The following is a 19,926-nucleotide window of genomic DNA, read 5'->3' as shown; positions in this document are numbered from 1 at the left end:
AGTAACTTAAGCCATCCCGACTAAAACTGAAAACTCACTTTAAGCATCAACATTCTATTCCGTAATGGATAGGTTGATGAAACAAGGATATTGTTATTGTACATGTAACTGGAATAACGACCGGCACCAAAAATATTGGTTACAATAATGGAAAGATTAGCTTTAGTATTTTGCAAACTTTTCTGTAACGAAATATCTGTAAAGAAGTTATTGGTGTGACTGACATTCGTGACATTACTATAGTACTGTTCAAAATTAAATTTAGAGAGTATCTTTTTTGATAAGAAAATCTTTATTGCCAAATCCTGCCTCATGGTAAGAATAGGATTGTAATCAATTTTAATACGATCTTGCATTGCCGAGTTCTTAAAAATCAATAAATTAAAGGAGTGTGCTAGTGCTACCTTATCAGAGATAGTAGAATTTATGTTAGTATTTAAAAGATAGCTTTCATTCCTTAAATGATTTAATATGCCCTGTTGAAAATCTTCTGACTCATTCGCTGTATATGTAAGGTTCGTATTAATGGTTGTTTTAATATCATCATAGTACTTGCTTATATTAAAAGCGGCATTTAAATTAGTTGATGAATTTTTTTCAAGGATGAAATCCCTCACAGCCAGTATGCCGGTATACTGATAGTACGTTAACACATTAGATGTTCGATTAGAATAAAAAAAGTTAAAATTTGCAAAAAGTCCCCTTACGATATTATTGTACACTAATTCAAATGACGCATTTTTATTAAAGCTTTCATTTATAGGCCCACCATTACTTACCAAATCTCTATAGTCAATGAGGATATAACTCTTATTTGCATCATTGCTCAACGTGTTGGAGGTAGATGCAATGACGGCAGTTTCCAAATAATTATTGATTTTATATCTGACAGATAATTCAGGATTCACGAAAAATTTATTCAATTCCTGATTTTCCTCTTTACCCTTATTACTAACCCTATTGAAATTATTTTTTATACTTAATGAGGTGTTAAACGCACCTTGATTAAAGGCGATGCCCAAATTATCATACAGCTTGAATTTTGTCCGTTCGATTGAATTCTGATAGTTTGTACCGACTGGTACAGTTAACATACCTTGTTCCTTATATAAATCATTGCTTAACGTCTGAGATTCACCCGTAAAACCGATTGTGTTACTTAAAGAAAAAAGACCTTTTTTTATTCCATAGGAAACAGCATTGTTTGAGTAGAAGTTTTTTAACTGAACTTTTTGAAGTAATCCGTTGTAAGGCTGATTTGAATTTAAAGAGTCGCTATATAATCCAGGGGTAACGTTTAATTGTTGAGGCAAATTATTATAAGCGGTATACGAGTTTATACCCATGGTGTTATCCCCAACTTTTAGAATGGCGTTCAGATCATTAATAATATTGGTGAAGGGGTTATTGAGAGACTGCGATATGCCGGATGGCGCAATTGCATCCGTCTCGTTGCTCCATATTCGTTGTAGTTTTATGGTGTTTTTTAAATAAACTTTATTTGTGTTAGCTTCCAACGCAAAACCTGTCAGCAGCTTTTGATATGTTTTCTTTATGGCTTGATCTTCTTTTATCGTGATGGTATCGTGTGGAAGATAAATAGTGGTGATTGAGCTTGGGTTTTCCAGTACAGCATCGTTTTCAAATGCCGCATTGATTTTAAGGTCGAAGACCTTACTTATGCTAAGTAAATAATTATTTGTTACTACATTATTGTTATTGAATTTGAACCGATTCTGATCAAGGGGCGGATAGTCGGGATGAACCAAAGAAAGAATGTCCTGTTTGGAACTCTTGCTATCATAAAAATTTGAAGACAGATTTTGGTCATTTAACTCTTGGTCCAAATTGTTCCCGATGTTATCGCTTTTGATCGTATTGATGAATTGAATTTTCTTGCTGAATTTTAACAACGCAAGATCATCATCCCGTAGAAAATGTGGCAACCCAACACCAATATCACCAATGCCTAACAGTCGCAGTTTTGCTTCTTTCTTCAGTTTTATATTAATTGCTGCTCGGTCTGAAAATTGTTTTCCGTCTAACAGTTTAATAGGCTGATGGTTGGGGATTATCTGGACTTGTTCGACATCATGTGAGGGTAAGTTATTACTGGCAATATTATACCGGTTCTCCAATAAATCTTTTCCTTCGATATAAAATTTATTAATGGCTTTATTGTTATACAAAATCTGACCGGATGAAGTGACTTTTATTCCGGGCAGTTTTTTTATAATGTCGATTATGACCCGATCGCTGCTATCCGAAAAAGCCTTTACATTATAATTAATTGTATCTTTTCTTTTGCTTATCGCTTTGACGTTTTCTTTTACAATAACTTCCTGCAAATTGTTGACAGCCACTTTTAAGGCAATAGTTAAAAATGAGGGCGTTTTACCTGATATGATGATAGCTTGCTTTTCAAAGCCGAGGGAAGATGCTTCCAGGCGCAAACTGTCCATTCCAATGATATATTGCAGATTAAATGTACCCGCTTTGCCGGATGTTGTATAACTGACTATTGAATTATCCTTTAGTGAGTAAAGAATTACATTGACATTTTCGAGAGGTGCTTTCTTTTCGTCCGTAATTTTGCCCGTAAGATTTTGTGCGATGCTTTTGACGCATAAAAATAATAAGATTGACGTACAAAATAACTTAACATTCACAAAAAATATATTATCATTTTCTAATGCCCGGCAGGGAGTGGCTTTGCTTCGTCTCCGTTTGGCAGCCGTCCATTTTTAAAAGCGGCATTTTGGTTTTTAATTGCCCGCATCATTTGCGATTCTTGCACCAAAGTATATGGTTGTGTTAGCACAATTTCCTTTTTCGGATCCTTATTATACACAATAGAAATCAAGTTTGTCTCAAACCCGGAGCTTGCGCTGGATTTCACAATTAACCCCGGTAAACCATAGTAATAAAAGCCGCCATCCTGAAAAGGTATGTCGGGGCAAAACCACGCTGTAATCAAAGTAGTATCTTTTTTCATTACTGCCTTATGGCACAAAAAGCCATTTATTTTCGCCGTCTCCTTTAAAATTTTCCACCTTTTTATACTCAAGCTATCTTTGACAAACCCCAAGTTTTGGCCGCCGACATTTTGAATATAAATGGCGCTCTTGTTTTCATAGTCTTTCAAAATTTCGAAGTTACACAAATTTGAAAGCAGGTCACTGTGATCAATGCGACCAAGATCAATTTCCTTTCCGCTTTGGCCGGATTTTGCCACTTTCTCCAAAAGCCTGCGTCTATTTTCTAATTTCCCTTTACTGTAAAAATAGCTTTTATTCTTGGCAATGTCCAACTGGCAAATGTCATTGATAAGCAGCGCGCTGTTGCTTACAAAGGATACTTTATATTGTACGCTTGCGATTATAGAATTGTTGTTTTGGCTAAACGTAATTTCTGACGAACAAAAAAATACTATGAGAATAAGGAATTTCTTTTTAAGCATGGCACTAAATAAAAAAGAGGAATAATTAAAAATTATCCCTCATGAGACTATAAGACGTTTTAAATTTATAATTATTATGCAGGAACGGTAATTACACTTGGGTTCTTCGGATCACTACAAGCAGCATCACAGGCAGAAGCAAGTCTGCTAAGACCGTCTACCGCTTGGCCTGTAGTATTTCCATAGGCAACTAAACTCCAGCTTACTCCGCAACTACTTACGTAAGTGGCTGTTGCCTTAACTGACATAACAAACGCCACTTTAAGTGAGTTGTCTTTCTCAATAAGCTTTGAATTAACTGAAGAACTTGCAAATGTGCTTGCGGAAATTAGGGCTAAGCCTGCGGCTAAAAATAATTTTTTCATTTGTGTTAAGATTTAGTTATTTAATGATTCAAAATTATAATTATATCCTTATAAATTGCTTGATTTTGGATTTATTGCAATTTCATGACAATTTACAAGTGCGCTTTTAAAAACACATCGTACACAGGAAATTATTTACCGCTTGCCGCCAAATTTCTTTGCGGATGAAAAAACAACGATCCAATTCGATGCCTCTATGCATTGCGTCTGCGCTGGAAATCCACTTATCGTGCAGGATATTCTTAGCTCTTTCAGGCGTTCACAGACTGTTTCCATCAGCGTAAAAAAGGACGTTTCTTCGACGCAAATCAGTTTGCCATCCATTTGTAATAAAAGTTCAGTGAGGCAAATATAGCGAATGAAACGGTAAACTTTCGAAAGTTTTTATCGAAAAAGCGCGTGGAAACGGGAGGTTTTGTCAGGAAATTTTCCTATCTTTAGATAGTAAATCGCTGCATGGGGCAGCGGTAGGCTGGCCGCCCTTCGGGACAAAGCGCTGAGTTTAAACATTGTTTTATCAAAAAAAGAAAGGCAGCTACATTTGACTGTAACTGCCTGATTCTGAGGTAGCGGGAGCAGGACTCGAACCTACGACCTTCGGGTTATGAGCCCGACGAGCTACCAACTGCTCCATCCCGCACTGTTTTTTTATATGTTGCGATCCGATCATAACTTCGGAAAGTTGCTTCCAATTAGCTAAAAATGCATTTTGCACTCCGTTTTAATTGGACTGCAAAGATATAATTCGTTTCTTTGCAGTCCAAATAATATTTTAATTATTTTTTTATGGCGCATAAGGCAGGTTTCGTGAGTATAATTGGTAAGCCCAACGCAGGCAAATCAACGCTTATGAACGCTCTTGTTGGTGAAAAAATGTCTATCATCACCCCCAAGGCACAAACAACAAGGCACCGAATACTGGGTATTGTTAACGACGAAGATTACCAGATTGTATTTTCGGATACCCCTGGTGTTATTAAACCGCACTATGCCCTGCACGAGAGCATGATGCACCAGGTTGACGGCTCGATTGTTGACGCCGACCTGATTTTGCTGGTTACCGATATTTACGAAGAGTACGACGAAACCGATGTGCTGAAAAAGCTGGAAGGCACGCAAGCCCCGGTTGCAGTGTTAATTAACAAGGTTGACCAAAGCGACGAGGAAACCGTTAAAGCCAAAGTTGAATTTTGGGAAGAAAAGCTAAAACCAAAAGCGGTTTTTGCCATATCGGCTCTTAAAGACTACAACGTGCTGGCGGTAATGAATTTTGTGATTGAAAACCTGCCGGAGCATCCTGCTTATTATGAAAAGGACGCGCTTACCGACCGGAACGACCGCTTTTTTGCATCGGAAATGATACGGGCACAGATATTGAAGCAGTACAAAAAGGAAATACCTTACAGTACCGAGGTAATTGTAACCGCGTTTGTTGAAGGCGAAAAATTACACCGCATAAGCGCGGAGATTATTGTAGAGCGCGATTCGCAGAAAAATATAATAATTGGTACGGGCGGCAGCATGCTGAAAATAGTAGGCACCTATGCGCGCCGGGACATGGAAGAGTTTTTCCAGAAGAAAATATTTTTGGAGATGTTTGTAAAAGTAATCCCTGACTGGCGCAGCAAGAAAAATTACCTAAAGAAGTTTGGGTACGAATAAGACGTGAGTATTGAGATGTGAGATATGAGACCAAAAGCGGTTGATCATCTGGCATTTTAAGATCTTACCTGTTAATAAAATTAAATAATTTTAGATGTTGATTTTCAGATGAGGAGACTCACATCTCACATCTCAAATCTCATATCTCAAATCTAAAAAAATGAGCAATATAGTAGCCATAGTGGGCAGGCCCAACGTAGGCAAATCAACTTTATATAACCGTTTAACCGAAACCCGCAAGGCCATTGTTGACGACTTTAGCGGCGTTACGCGCGACAGGCACTACGGTGTTTCTGAATGGATTGGCCGCCAGTTTACCGTTATAGATACCGGCGGCTATGTGGCCAACTCGGCAGACGTGTTTGAAGCCGCCATACGTGAGCAGGTTATAATTGCCATTGAAGAGGCTACCATAATTTTATTTATGGTTGATGTTACCACTGGCATCACCGATTTGGACGATGAAATAGCAAACATTTTGCGCAAGGGCAAAAAGCCTGTATTTGTGGTAGTTAACAAACTCGACAATAATTCGCAGCTGTCTGACTCTATGGAGTTTTATAGCCTCGGACTAGGGGAGCTTTATAATATATCGTCGATGACCGGGTCGGGAACAGGCGAACTGCTTGATGAAGTTGTTAAACATTTTGACGATGAGCCGCTGGAAGATAACGAACGCCCGAAATATGCCATTATCGGCCGACCCAATGTGGGCAAATCGTCAATAATTAACTCACTGATAGGGAAGGACAGGAACATTGTAACACCTATTGCCGGCACCACGCGCGACTCCATTCATATCCATTATAATCAATACGGGCATGATTTTATGCTGATTGATACCGCCGGGATGCGCAAGAAGACCAAGGTGAAGGAGAATATCGAATTTTACTCGGTTATGCGTACCATTAAGGCGCTGGAAGAAGCAGACGTAGTTATCCTGATGATTGATGCGGTTGAAGGCATCGAGTCGCAGGATATCAATATATTCCACCTTGCCGAAAAGAATAAAAAGGGTGTGGTAATAGTAGTAAACAAGTGGGACCTTATCGAAAAAAATAACAAAACAGTTAAAGTTTTTGAAGAGCAGATACGTGATAAAATAGCGCCGTTTACCGACGTGCCTATCGTATTTACCTCGGTTACCGAAAAACAAAGGGTGTTAAAGGTGATTGATACTGCCAACCTGGTGTATCAAAATAAAATCAGGAAGATACCTACATCCAAATTAAATGAAATAATGCTGCCGATAATTGAGGCCTATCCGCCGCCATCAATAAAAGGCAAATACGTTAAAATAAAATACATCACCCAGATAGCGGGCTCATCGCCTATGTTTGCATTTTTCTGCAACCTGCCGCAATATATTAAGGAGCCTTACTACCGGTTTATTGAGAATAAGCTAAGGGAAAACTTTGATTTTAACGGAGCGCCGGTTCAGGTTTGGTTTAGGCAGAAATAGACACGATTAACAGATTATAGCGATTTGCAGGATTGATTGACGTATCAAATCAATCCTGTATTCGTCAAATCCATAGGTCATTTATTTTAACCCATTGCTGCCTTCTCGGGCCTCACTCTATACCCTCGGCTGCTTCAAAACATTCGCCATCAATCCCATTTGCTGCGTCCATTTCCTTTTAAATTGTTTTAAGACGTAAATTAACTCCGAGTAAAAGCCACTGGCAATTTTATTGTTTTTTTATCATAGCTTTATAAAGCTGATTTAACTGGTGCATTTTTTAGTTGTGTTCCAGTTGAATTAAAGTTGGGATAACCCTAATAAACCCATCAATAAGGCATCAGCGAACCTAAACAACAAATGAAAGTTATTTATGTAGCCGTTCAATAAAATACGATGTTAAATAAGTTCAGCGCTTCCTCAAAGTTGTACATGTTGATATTTATTACCGCCGCCAGCTTAGTGGGGCTGGGCTACTATGGTATCATCGAGCTGAAAAAAATGAACGAAAACACCCGGGCGTTGTACGCCGACCGCGTGTTATGTATCCAGCAACTATCCAATGTTCGCTATGAGTATATTGAAGAAATCCTTCCTGTGCCCGGAAATGTTAAAAACCATGTACTTACGTTTAGTGAAGCAAAACAACGGGTTGAAAAAGCCAAAAGGATTATGGATACCAATTGGCATAATTACAAACTCACTTATCTTACGCCAGAGGAAAAATTTTTGGTAAAAAATGCAGACCTAATTAAAAGCCGGAACGATGAGGTGTATAAAGCACTTGAATCTATTTTGACCAAACAGGATACCCTGGCTCTTGATAAGTTAATAAAAGATGAATTTTCTTCGCAATCCCCGCCTTTTGCACTAAAAATAAACCAGTTAATGGAATTGCAGGTACAGGTAGGAAAGAAAATATTTGATGATAACAACCAAATATACCAGGGGGCCTCTCAAAAATTTTTCCTTTTAATTTTATTGTCGTTAGTTGTCGCCTTATCCCTATCCTTCTACATAATAAAAAATGTAAAACATTTAATTAACGATATTTTAAAAAGCAGCCACACTATTAAACAAAGCGAGCGGAAATACCGTTCGTTGCTTGAAAATGCTTCTGATGCGATTTACCTGGTGGATGGTAAGGGGGATTTTGTCGAGGTAAACGGAAGCATGTGTAAAATGATAGGGTACTCAAAAGATGAATTATTGAAACTAAATGTTGAGGCTATTGTGGACCCTGAGCAATTAAAAACTGATCCCGTTATTCATAAAGGTCACCACCCTGACCAATCTTTAACCAGGGAACGGCGACTTGCGCGCAAGGACGGGAAAATAATAGACGTCGAAATTAAGGTAACGATGTTCGCTGATAACAGAACCTTAGTTATTGCCCGTGATATTACCGACAGGAAAAAAGCTGAAGAGCTTATTTTAAGGGAAAAGGTCCTTTCGGAAACAATTATTAACAGTCTGCCCGGGGTTTTTTACCTGATAAACGATAAGGAAGAGTATTTGCGATGGAATAAAAATTTTGAAACAGTTACCGGCTATAACGAAGAGGAAATATCAAAACTCACCACTAAAGACCTGATTATTAAGGAAGATCTTATAAAGGTTGATGATGCCATTAAAAAAACGTTTTCCGAAGGTTATGCAACTGTTGAGGCCCAGGCAAAAACTAAGGATGGCGCCAATATCCCGTTTTTATTAACCGGCAGCCCTGTAATGTACGAAAATCAGCTCTGTTTGTTGGGAACGGGTATTGATATTTCGTCGCGTATTAAAGCCGAGGATGAGCTAAGGTCATCAGAGCAAAAATATAAACTGCTGTTTGAAAACAACCCATCGCCTTTGTGGATGGTAGCAAAAGAAGACATGTCTATTATTGCTGTTAATGATGCCGCTGTTAACCTTTATGGTTATACAAAAGATGAGCTTTTGCAAATGAGTGTAAAAAATTTGCGGCCACCAGAAGATTTGGGGCAGCAACTGAAAATTTTTCAGAAAGAGATTAATGGGGCAACTGACTTTGGAGTGACAAAGCATGTTAAGAAAGATGGTACTATCATTTTTGTAAATATAGTTTCCCAGGATATTATATTCAACAATCGGCCGGTGAGGCTTTCGTTAACAAGCGATATTACCGAACGGCTTAAAGCTGAAGAACTACTTAAAAAATCGGAAGCCAACCTTAAAACCATTATGGACACTACCGATACCGCCTACGCACTGTTAGACGAGAATCTTAGCGTGATGGCTTTTAACCAAATGGCTGTTAAATTTGTAAATAGCCAATATAACCGTAGCCCGGCGAAAGGTGATCGGCTCCCTGATTATTTCCCAACGGAAAGATTTCCGCAATTTATAAATTATGCCACGGAGGTGTTGAAAGGCCGAAACGTAAGTTATGAAATTAACTATCCGCAGCCCGATGGGTCGGTACTTTGGTTCTATACCAGGCTGTTCCCTATAACCAACGATAAAAATGAAATATTTGGCTTAATGCTGGCATTATCGGATATAACTGAGAGGAAAAAATCAGAAGACAACCTGAAAGCAGCTTACCAACGGATCCAGGATCATATAACCAGTATAAAGGATATGGCGTGGAAACAATCGCACCTTATTCGGAGCCCCCTGGCTAATTTAAAGGGATTAGCTGCAATGCTAGCCGACAACCCATCGGACGATGAAATACTTCAGTACATCCAGGCGGAGCTGGAGAGACTGGACAAAGTGATTATTGACATGGCCGAAGACGCGTCGGTTCATGACATTTAACACGATTACAGGATTTTAATGATTTACAGGATTCTGCAGGCAAACTAATCCTGAAAATCTATTCAATCCCTAAATCGTGTTTATTTTACCGCCTCAACAGCCTTTACAAGCGTAACATCGTCGCTGTTTATAGCCTCGAAGTAGGCATTATCACCCCATTTAAAACGGGCGGCATTGGCTTTTACTAAGGTTTTTATAGTTGATTTTGATTGCGCCAGTTCGCGCGAATCAATTTCTTTGATGGTTTTCGAAACATACAATATAAAATTGTTGAGCTCAGCATCGCTCATATTATATTGTTTAATAAAATCTTCTGCTGACGCAAACTGGCTTAGCTTAGGCTGCAGCTTATCAATTACATATGCCGAAAAAAGCTGCTGGTCGCCTAATGTCTGCACCAGGTAGGTGTTGCCGGTTGTATCGGCCGGTACAAAAACATCGGGCATTATGCCACCGCCACTAAATACTTTGCGGCCGTTTGCTGTATGGTACGGCGATGGACGTTTAAAAATGCTGTCATCCAAATTGCTTTGCGCCGAAAATAGTTCGCCTTTACGCATACGTTCGGCAATTTCGTTATGATAACTATCTACACCGGCTTTGTACGATTTTTGGATTGATCGGCCCGAGGGCGTGTAATACCTGGCAATAGTTAAATTAACAGCCGAACCATCGTCAAACGAAAATTGCTGCTGCACAAGTCCTTTACCAAACGAGCGCCGGCCGACAATGGTGGCCCTATCCAGGTCCTGCAAAGCGCCGGCAAGTATTTCGCTTGCCGACGCCGAATATTCATCAATTATTACGGCCAGCTTGCCCTGCTGGAAAGTGCCGGAATCCGTCGCAAAGTAATCCCGGCGATCTTCGTGTATGCCCTGGGTATAAACTATCAGTTTGCCTTTGGTTAAAAATTCATCGGCCAGTGCGGTAGCTGCGTTCAGGTAGCCGCCGCCGTTCTGCCTTAAATCCAGCACCAGCTTTTGCAGGCCTTTTGCCTTTAGCTTGCCAATTGCATCCCTGAAATCGGCATCGGTAGTTAACGCAAACTTGCTGATTTTTATGTAACCAACGCCGGGTGCAGCCATGTACGCAGCATCAAGGCTGCTGGTATTAACGTGCCCGCGTTTTAGTGTGTATTGTTTTTTTATGAGTGAGTTTGGTGGCACAACTGTAACCAATATCGCCGACTTATCGTCGCCGCGCAAAGCTTTATTAACCAACTTTGTGGTAAGATGTGTGCCCGAAAACTTTTTATTGTTTACTTCTAATATCCGGTCGCCGGTAACCAGTCCGGCATTTGCCGCAGGCCCGCCGGTGTAAATTTGGGTAATCACCAGGGTATCGCGCAATAATTGGTATTCAAGGCCGATACCGGTAAAGCCGCCTGCCAAGCCTTCATTTAGCGAAGTTGCGCGTTGTTCGGGCAGGTAAAGTGAGTGCGGGTCGAGGTTTTGAAGGAGGTTGTTTACAGTGGCGCCCTCGATACTATCGACATTTACAGAGTCGACGTAACTATCTTTTACCAGGTTTAAAACCTTTGATATCTTATCGCCGTCCTGCATCGAAAAGCCGAGGCTTTGGTTCATAAGGCTGTGGTTACTGATAAACAACCCTATAGCTATTCCCAGCAACACCAATACCATCGTCCTGAAAATTATTCCTGCAGCTCGTTTCATTGTCTTATTAATCACAAAGTTAAATAAAAGTCCGGAAAGTCAATAAAGTCCGAAGTCTGAAAAGTCGGGAAAGACAAAAAAGATATGAAGTGCAGAAGTTAGGTACTTGTCAGGGAATTGTTAAACGTTGACCCGGCGCCGCAGCGTCTTTCCGGACTTTTCCGACTTTCCGGACTTTCCCGACTTTTTTTCAAATCTTTTCCTCAATTTTGTCCCATGGAAAGAACCACCGAAAAGGATTCGCATTACAACAACCTGGAACAAATGCCGTTGTTGCAGATTCTTGAGAGTATTAATCGTGAGGATCAAACGGTTCCGCTTGCGGTTGCAAAGGCCTTACCGCAAATCGAGGCCCTTGCAACGGCGACCGCAGCCAAAATGAAGGAGGGGGGACGGTTGTTTTACATTGGTGCAGGCACCAGCGGCAGGCTTGGAGTGGTTGATGCTTCGGAATGTCCGCCTACATTCGGCGTGCCGTTCGATTGGGTGGTTGGCATAATTGCCGGCGGCGATGGTGCTATACGTAAAGCAGTTGAGTTTGCTGAAGACGATATTGAACAAGCCTGGCTCGATCTTAAAGCCTTTGATATTACTGAAAAGGACGTGGTGGTGGGCATAGCTGCATCAGGCACTACACCTTACGTTATAGGCGGGTTAAAGGCGGCCAATGCGCACAATATTGTTACAGGCTGCATTGTTTGCAATACCGGCAGCCCGGTGGCGGCTGCGGCCAAATACCCGGTTGAAGTGGTCACCGGCCCCGAGTTTTTAACAGGCTCGACCCGGATGAAGGCAGGTACCGCGCAAAAACTGGTTTTAAATATGCTGAGCACCAGCGTAATGATACAACTCGGCCGCGTTAAAGGCAATAAAATGGTGGATATGGCATTAACAAACAATAAGCTGGTCGACCGCGGTACCCGCATGGTGATGACCGAAACGGGTTTGGACGAACAAACCGCAGCAGATTTACTTGCCAAATACGGAAGCGTACGGAAAGCGGTTGATAGCCTGAAATAATGTGCAGATGTGCGAATATGCAGATGTGCGGATGAGAAAATAAAATTGAAAATAGAAAGTTTCTCCGCTAACCAGCGGAGAGGTTGGAGGGGCAAATGCACGAGATAGAACCATATTATAAGTGGCGCGATGATTATGTAGCAGCGGAGGATGAGTATTCGCCGTTTTACGCTACGGAGTATAGTGAGTTCGAGTTTGATAAACAGGTTTACAATTACTTGCTGCACCCGCAGTGGGATTCATTTGGCTCAAATACCCTGTATATGAAGGTATTGTTTGCTGACTATGAGCGTGGTTACTCGATAATTGAGTTTATCGGTGAGTGGAATGATGCCATCAACAACGACATTATGTTATTGAAGCGCGAGATCCTGGAGCTGATGATCGATAACGGCATTAATCATTTTATTTTGATAGGAGAGAATGTGTTGAATTTCCACTCTTCGGATGATTGTTACTACGAGGAATGGTTCCAGGATGTGGAGGATGGCTGGATAGCCGGCATCAATTTCAGGGACCATGTGATTGACGAGTTCAAACGGAACAACATCGACTACTATATCAACTTCGGCGGCGTACTCGACGATTTGAACTGGCGGACTTTAAAACCCTTGCAGGTGTTTAAAAAGGTTGAGGAACAATTGACAAGGAGATTAAATTGAGCGAAAGTTCGTAAGTTTTACACGCTTCAGACATTCTTAAATACGTTTAAACTAAATTGCACGTTTATAGTCCAATCTCCGATAAAAAAATGTGATACCTCATATTTCAAATCTCACATCTATAATTATCTTTGAGTAATAAATTTTAAAACAAAAAATGGAAATTAACAACCCTAATTACGATTTCAACAACGTAATACAAATTAATGAAACTGATACCACACGTAAATTTTTAGCAAACGTGTTTATGTGGATGTTTGCCGCACTGGGCGTTTCGGCGTTTTGCGCGTATTTGTTTGCCAATACTCCATCATTGCTGCTGACTTTAGTTGACGTTAGTACAGGGCAATTAACAATTTTTGCTTATGTAGCAATGTTTGCGCCACTGGCTTTTGTGTTATTGATCAGATTCGGACTTAACCGGATATCGTACCCGGTTTTGTCGCTGCTATTCATTGCTTACGCGGCATTAACTGGTATTAGCTTGAGCTTTATACTGCTGATTTACACCTCTGCTTCCGTAATGGGCGTATTTCTAACCTCTTCGGTAGTGTTTGGAATAATGGCCATTGCAGGTTATACTACTAAAACAGACCTTACCAAGTTCGGTTCAATATTAATCATGTTCCTTATTGGAATTGTGGTTGCCAGTCTAGTAAATATGTTTATGCACAGCTCAGGTCTTGAAATGATTATCAGCTACATCGGTGTTGCTGTATTTGTAGGCTTAACCGCGTATGATGTACAAAAACTAAAACAAATTGGTGCAGGCTTAACCTATGGCGATGCCACAGCATCGAAGATGGCGCTGATGGGTGGCTTAACGCTTTATCTTGATTTTATCAACTTGTTCCTTTTCTTACTGCGTATTTTCGGCAGAAGAAGGTAATCAGCATAAGTACTTTTATAAAAAGCCGGTGAGGAGACTTAATAAATTTTTATTAGCCTTTTTACCAGCTTTTTTATTGACCGTAAGCCTACAAGCCGCAGCGCCGCACATCGATACCGCCCGCACCCGCGAAAAGGCCAAACAGGCCCTGGCTTTTTGTCGCCAAAAAGGCTTTGATACCAAATACTGTATTTTAATTGATATGAGCTTGCCATCGGGCGTTAAGCGTTTTGTGGTGTGGGATTTTGGCAAAAATAACATCCTGCTTTCAGGGTTGGTAAGCCACGGTTGCGGCAAAATGCCATGGTCGGGCATGTGGTCGAAAGATAAGCCAGAATTTAGCAACGCCGATGGCAGCCATTGCACACCGCTTGGCAAATACAAAATAAACAACCGGGCTTATAGCGCCTGGGGCATTCACGTGAAATATTATTTAGATGGGTTGGAAAGCACAAACAGCAACGCGCTGGTAAGGCAAATTGTCTTCCATTCGTGGGAAGAAGTAGCCGAAAATGATGTTTACCCGTTCGGAACCCCTGAAGGCTGGGGATGCCCTGCGATATCAAACAATACCATGAAAATTGTGGGCGGGATGTTGCGTAAACAGAAAAAACATTGGCTGATGTGGATATATAGTTGAAGAATCAAGAGCCAAGAGCCAAGAATCAAGACAAAAAGAAGATAAGCGTTGAATGTGTTTTTCAATCTTGGCTCTTGATTCTTGGTTCTTGGCTCTCCGCGCTTTCTTATCATATGACAACTAAAACCTATTGCAACTTATTTCATTAATACGCATCTTTGTGTTGCTTATGGAGAAAGACGGAGGGACAGACCCTGCGATGTCTTAGCAACCTGTACTTACAAGGTGCTACATTCTACCCGGCAGCCAAACGGCCCCGGGAAAGATAAGCGAAAGTCAAACTAACACCCGACTTTTCGAGATAAGCTTTTTTTTGATGATTACACTGATTGAAGGATAATTACACCGATAGCAGCACTTGTGCTAAAATCTGTGAAATGATTCTCCCAAAATCGGTGAAATCGTTTACTAATCGGTGAAATCGCAATATGGATATTAGAAAAGAATTAGAGAAACGCATCCTGGTTATTGACGGGGCAATGGGCACCATGATACAGCGCTACCAGTTAAAGGAGGCTGATTTTCGTGGGGAACGGTTCCGTAATCATCAATCGGATTTACAGGGAAATAACGACCTGCTGAATATTACCCGCCCGGATATTATTAAAGCCATCCACGCCGAATATTTGGATGCAGGAGCCGATATTATTGAAACAAATACCTTCAGCACGCAGCGCATATCATTGGCCGACTACCATATGGAAGAGCTGGCCTACGAGTTGAGTTACGAAGGCGCCCGTATAGCCCGCGAGGTTGCGGATAAATACAACAAAAAAACACCCAACAAACCGCGTTTTGTTGCGGGTGCTATCGGGCCGACAAATCGTACGGCTTCTTTATCGCCTGATGTAAACGACCCGGGGTACCGCGCTGTAACGTTCGACGACCTTGCCGAAGCTTATTATGAGCAGGTAAAAGGCTTGGTTGACGGCGGTTCGGATTTGTTGATCGTTGAAACCATATTTGATACGCTAAATGCCAAGGCGGCATTGTTTGCGATAGACCGCTACAGAAATGAATCAAAAACTGCCGGGAAAGATTTTGTACCATTCAGGGGCTTAGGCGCTATCATGATTTCTGGTACTATTACCGATGCATCCGGGCGTACCCTATCAGGCCAAACTGTTGAGGCATTTTGGGATTCGGTGAGTCACGCCAATTTGTTATCGGTGGGTTTAAACTGTGCTTTGGGTGCAAAAGAAATGCGCCCGCACATCGAGGAATTGTCTGAAAAAGCAAACGTTTATATTTCAGCTTATCCCAACGCTGGCTTGCCGAATGAGTTTGGCCAGTACGACGAAACTGCGCACGAAACCGCGCACCAGGTTGACGATTTTATAAAAAACGGGCTGGTTAATATAGTTGGTGGTTGTTGCGGCACTACACCAGAGCACATTAAATGTATTGCTGAAAAAGCTGCCAAATATCCGCCGCGCAGGATACCGGAGATAGAACCTTTCATGAGGTTGAGTGGATTGGAAGCGGTTACCATAACACCCGAAACAAATTTTGTAAACGTAGGCGAGCGTACCAACATCACCGGTTCGCCAAAGTTTTCGAAGCTGATATTGGCCGAGGATTATGAGGCTGCACTAACTGTTGCCCGCCAGCAGGTGGAAGGTGGCGCCCAGGTTATCGATATCAACATGGACGAGGGAATGATTGACTCGGAAGCCGTGATGGTTAAGTTTTTAAATCTTGTAGCATCAGAGCCTGATATTGCTAAACTGCCGATAATGATTGACTCATCCAAATGGACGGTTATTGAGGCAGGTTTGAAATGTATACAGGGTAAAGGTATCGTAAACTCGATATCGCTTAAAGAAGGCGAGGACAAATTTAAAGAGCAGGCCCGCAAAATATTAAGCTACGGTGCAGCTACGGTAGTAATGGCATTTGACGAAACAGGCCAGGCCGACTCGTTACAACGCCGGATAGAAATTTGTAAACGCTCGTACGACATACTGGTAAATGAAGTAGGCTTCCCGCCGCAGGATATCATTTTCGACCCAAACATTTTAACAGTTGCTACCGGGCTGGAAGAACATAATAACTATGCGGTTGACTTTATTGAAGCAACCCGCTGGATAAAACAAAACCTGCCGTACGCTAAAGTGAGCGGGGGAGTAAGTAATATTTCGTTCTCGTTCCGCGGTAACAATACTGTGCGCGAGGCAATGCACTCGGCCTTCCTGTACCATGCGATAAAAGCAGGTATGGATATGGGTATTGTAAACGCAGGCATGCTGGAAGTTTACCAGGAGATACCGAAAGATTTGTTGGAGCTGGTTGAAGATGTACTATTAAACCGTCGCCCTGATGCTACCGAACGCCTGGTTGAGTTTGCCGATACCATAAAAAGCAAGGGTAAAGTTATTGAGCGCGATGAAGAATGGCGCAAGGGGACAGTGCAGGAACGTTTGTCGCACGCTTTGGTAAAAGGTATTATCGAATACCTGGACGATGATGTAGAAGAAGCGCGCCAGGCATACTCAAAACCGCTTGAAGTTATTGAAGGCCCGCTGATGGACGGAATGAATATAGTAGGCGACTTATTTGGCGCTGGTAAAATGTTTTTGCCACAGGTTGTAAAATCGGCACGGGTGATGAAAAAAGCCGTTGCTTATTTATTACCTTTTATTGAGCTTGAAAAGCAGCGCGTTATTGATGCCGGCGAAGACAGCAGTGGCAGCAGAGCCAATGCAGGTAAGATACTGATGGCTACCGTAAAAGGCGATGTACACGATATTGGTAAAAACATAGTAGGCGTTGTGCTGGCCTGCAATAACTTCGAGGTGATTGACCTTGGGGTGATGGTGCCCGCGCAGCGCATTATCGAAGAGGCAAAAAAACAGAATGTAGATATCATAGGCCTTAGCGGGTTGATAACACCATCGCTTGATGAGATGGTGCACTTTGCCAAAGAAATGGAACGCGAAGGTTTTACAATCCCATTGATAATTGGTGGCGCAACCACATCGCGTATACACGCAGCCGTAAAAGTAGCGCCGAATTATTCCGGGGCGGCAATCCACGTACTGGATGCATCGCGTAGCGTAACTGTTTGCAGCAGTTTGATGAACAGGGAAAATCGCGAGGGCTACATACAGGGAATAAAAGATGAGTATGAAAAAGCACGCGAGGCGCATTTAAATAAGCGTTCGGATAAACGTTTTGTATCTATCGAAGATGCGCGCAAAGGCGGATTCCAGATTAGCTTGGACGGTGATGTGGCTCAAAAACCAACTTTTACCGGTACTAAAGTATTAGAAAACTTTCCGCTGGAAGATTTGCTGCCCTACATCGACTGGACGCCATTTTTCCATACCTGGGAATTGCGTGGCAGTTATCCTAAGATATTTGCCGATAAGTTTGTGGGCGACGAAGCCAAAAAGCTTTTTGATGATGCGCAGGTGTTGTTGAAAAAGATAGTGGATGAAAAATTGCTCCAGGCTAACGGCGTAATCGGTTTTTGGCCGGCTAACAGCGTTGGTGATGATATTGAGCTGTACACCGACGAAAGCCGCAAAACAGTGCTTAAAACCATCCACACCTTGCGCCAGCAGGCGGAGAAAGTTAAGGGTGAACCTTATTATGCGCTCTCGGATTTTATCGCCACAAAGGAAAGCGGCGTGCCCGATTACTTTGGCGGTTTTGCAGTAACATCAGGCTTAGGCTGCGATGAACTGGTGGCCGAATTTGAACGCGACCATGACGACTACAATAGTATAATGGCCAAAGCCCTTGCAGACCGTTTGGCCGAAGCTTTTGCCGAAAAAATGCATGAACTGGTGCGCAAGCAATACTGGGGTTACTCCACAGGGGAGCAGTTAAGCACTGATGACCTGATCAAAGAAGAATACCAGGGTATACGCCCGGCACCGGGTTATCCTGCTTGTCCGGATCATACAGAGAAAACAACATTATTTGAATTGCTGAAAGCTGAAGACAACGCCCACATGCACCTTACCGAAAGCCTGGCCATGACGCCGGCCGCATCAGTAAGCGGGTTTTACTTCGCACATCCACAAGCCCGTTATTTTGGGTTGGGAAAGATCGGCAAAGACCAGGTTGAAGATTACGCAAAACGAAAAGGCATGGATTTGGAAACCACTGAGAGGTGGTTGGGTCCAAACCTCAACTATTAAAAATATAAAACTTTGTCATTGCGAGGTACGAAGCAATCTCGTAGCTATGCATGTCCGTCTTGCACAGTTCGCGATTGCTTCGTACCTCGCAATGACAAGATTGAAGAAATACCATATCTGAATCATACTAATGAAGATTGTTGACCATATTAAAAACGCAAACGGAAAAACACTATTCTCGTTCGAACTTATACCACCATTAAAGGGGCACAGCATACAAGGTTTGTATAATGCGATAGACCCGTTGATGGAGTTTAAGCCGCCTTTTATTGACGTTACATCGCTGCGCGAAGATTTTATTTACAAGCAGCATGATAATGGTTTGCTGGAGAAACTAAGCTATCGCAAACGCCCGGGAACCATTGCCATTTGTGCGGCTATAATGAACAAGTATAAGGTGGATACTGTTCCGCATTTACTTTGCGGCGGTTTTACTAAAGATGAAACGGAGAACGGCCTTGTCGACCTGCAGTTTTTGGGCATCGAAAACGTTTTGGTGTTGCGCGGCGATGCACGTATTGCAGATGCATCATTTGTACCAACCCCTAACGGGCATAATTATGCGACCGACCTGCTGCAACAGGTGATAAACATGAACAACGGCATTTACCTGCACGAAACGCTGGGCGAAGAGTTGAAATCAGATTTTTGCGTCGGCGTTGCCGGCTATCCCGAAAAACACTTTGAGGCGCCAAACCTTAAATCGGATTTTAAATACCTGAAACAAAAGGTTGATATGGGCGCCGGGTTTATAGTTACCCAAATGTTTTTCGACAACCAGAAATACTTTGATTTCGTGAATAACTGCCGCGCAAACGGAATAAATGTTCCTATCATTCCCGGGCTGAAACCAATTACAACATCAAAGCAACTGGTTAACCTTTCCAAAACATTCCATATTGATATGCCTGATGACCTTTGCGACTTAATAACCGGTTGCAAAAGCGAGAAGGATGTAAAAGATGCTGGTATTGAGTGGATGATAAATCAATGTAAGGAGTTAATGGCGTTTGGCGTACCCGTGCTGCACTTTTATACAATGAGCAACGCCGGGCCAACCAGGAAGATTGCGGAAGCGATATTTTAGGTCGAGGTGGCCCCTTTTTCGTCATTGCGAGGAACGAAGCAACCTCTACGCATGCAAATCAACTAAGCAAA

General features: G+C 42.0%; 13 protein-coding genes, 1 tRNA gene and 1 riboswitch. Of the genes, 9 read left to right on the top strand and 5 right to left on the bottom strand.

Annotated elements, in window-relative coordinates:
- Positions 1–20: 20 nt before the first annotated feature.
- The 4 genes from Q0R52_RS13595 to Q0R52_RS13580 all read right to left on the bottom strand — a co-directional run bounded on the left by Q0R52_RS13595 (position 21) and on the right by Q0R52_RS13580 (position 4,465).
- A complete protein-coding gene (locus Q0R52_RS13595) occupies positions 21–2,669 on the bottom strand; it encodes a TonB-dependent receptor (protein ID WP_295795208.1) in 2,649 nt (882 codons plus the stop codon).
- Positions 2,670–2,689: 20 nt separating this feature from the next.
- Positions 2,690–3,460, bottom strand: coding sequence for a GLPGLI family protein (locus Q0R52_RS13590; RefSeq protein ID WP_295795207.1), 771 nt, complete (start codon positions 3,458–3,460; stop codon positions 2,690–2,692).
- Positions 3,461–3,534: 74 nt separating this feature from the next.
- Positions 3,535–3,825, bottom strand: coding sequence for a hypothetical protein (locus Q0R52_RS13585; RefSeq protein ID WP_295795206.1), 291 nt, complete (start codon positions 3,823–3,825; stop codon positions 3,535–3,537).
- A 567-nt stretch (positions 3,826–4,392) separates the two neighbouring features.
- Positions 4,393–4,465, bottom strand: a tRNA-Met gene (locus Q0R52_RS13580).
- 146 nt (positions 4,466–4,611) lie between these two features.
- Between Q0R52_RS13580 and era the strand changes: the two genes are divergently transcribed.
- The 3 genes from era to Q0R52_RS13565 all read left to right on the top strand — a co-directional run bounded on the left by era (position 4,612) and on the right by Q0R52_RS13565 (position 9,733).
- On the top strand, positions 4,612–5,487 hold the full coding sequence (gene era, locus Q0R52_RS13575; protein ID WP_295795205.1) for a GTPase Era: 876 nt from the start codon (positions 4,612–4,614) through the stop codon (positions 5,485–5,487).
- A gap of 160 nt (positions 5,488–5,647) precedes the next feature.
- Positions 5,648–6,949 carry a ribosome biogenesis GTPase Der gene (gene der / locus Q0R52_RS13570; RefSeq protein WP_295795204.1) on the top strand — a complete coding sequence of 434 codons (1,302 nt, stop codon included), beginning with the start codon at positions 5,648–5,650 and terminating at the stop codon, positions 6,947–6,949.
- Positions 6,950–7,345: 396 nt separating this feature from the next.
- The gene (locus Q0R52_RS13565) at positions 7,346–9,733 is read left to right on the top strand and encodes a PAS domain S-box protein (protein ID WP_295795203.1); all 2,388 of its coding nucleotides are present in this window, start codon (positions 7,346–7,348) and stop codon (positions 9,731–9,733) included.
- Between the two features lie 80 nt (positions 9,734–9,813).
- Here Q0R52_RS13565 and Q0R52_RS13560 read toward each other — a convergent pair whose 3' ends face one another.
- Positions 9,814–11,409, bottom strand: a complete 1,596-nt coding sequence (locus Q0R52_RS13560; protein WP_295795202.1) for a S41 family peptidase — start codon at positions 11,407–11,409, stop codon at positions 9,814–9,816.
- Between the two features lie 216 nt (positions 11,410–11,625).
- On the opposite strand from Q0R52_RS13560, the gene murQ reads away from it, so the two are divergent.
- The 6 genes from murQ (at position 11,626) to metF (ending at position 19,855) form a co-directional block, all read left to right on the top strand.
- A complete protein-coding gene (gene murQ / locus Q0R52_RS13555; RefSeq protein ID WP_295795201.1) occupies positions 11,626–12,429 on the top strand; it encodes an N-acetylmuramic acid 6-phosphate etherase in 804 nt (267 codons plus the stop codon).
- A gap of 95 nt (positions 12,430–12,524) precedes the next feature.
- Positions 12,525–13,091: a hypothetical protein gene (locus tag Q0R52_RS13550; protein ID WP_295795200.1), complete on the top strand. Its 567-nt coding sequence runs from the start codon at positions 12,525–12,527 to the stop codon at positions 13,089–13,091.
- Positions 13,092–13,248: 157 nt separating this feature from the next.
- Positions 13,249–13,980: a Bax inhibitor-1/YccA family protein gene (locus Q0R52_RS13545; RefSeq protein WP_295795199.1), complete on the top strand. Its 732-nt coding sequence runs from the start codon at positions 13,249–13,251 to the stop codon at positions 13,978–13,980.
- Between the two features lie 76 nt (positions 13,981–14,056).
- The gene (locus Q0R52_RS13540; RefSeq protein ID WP_295795198.1) at positions 14,057–14,620 is read left to right on the top strand and encodes a murein L,D-transpeptidase catalytic domain-containing protein; all 564 of its coding nucleotides are present in this window, start codon (positions 14,057–14,059) and stop codon (positions 14,618–14,620) included.
- A 164-nt stretch (positions 14,621–14,784) separates the two neighbouring features.
- A riboswitch (SAM riboswitch) is annotated at positions 14,785–14,892 on the top strand.
- Positions 14,893–15,048: 156 nt separating this feature from the next.
- Positions 15,049–18,768: a methionine synthase gene (metH, locus tag Q0R52_RS13535; protein WP_295795197.1), complete on the top strand. Its 3,720-nt coding sequence runs from the start codon at positions 15,049–15,051 to the stop codon at positions 18,766–18,768.
- A 130-nt stretch (positions 18,769–18,898) separates the two neighbouring features.
- Entirely contained in the window at positions 18,899–19,855 is a 957-nt protein-coding gene (metF, locus tag Q0R52_RS13530; RefSeq protein ID WP_295795196.1) for a methylenetetrahydrofolate reductase [NAD(P)H], read from the top strand.
- Positions 19,856–19,926 lie beyond the last annotated feature (71 nt).

The organism is Mucilaginibacter sp. (assembly GCF_025359345.1).
Classification (GTDB): domain Bacteria; phylum Bacteroidota; class Bacteroidia; order Sphingobacteriales; family Sphingobacteriaceae; genus Mucilaginibacter.
Note: the sequence above shows the minus strand (reverse complement) of the source record. Positions and strands in the feature narration are given on the sequence as shown.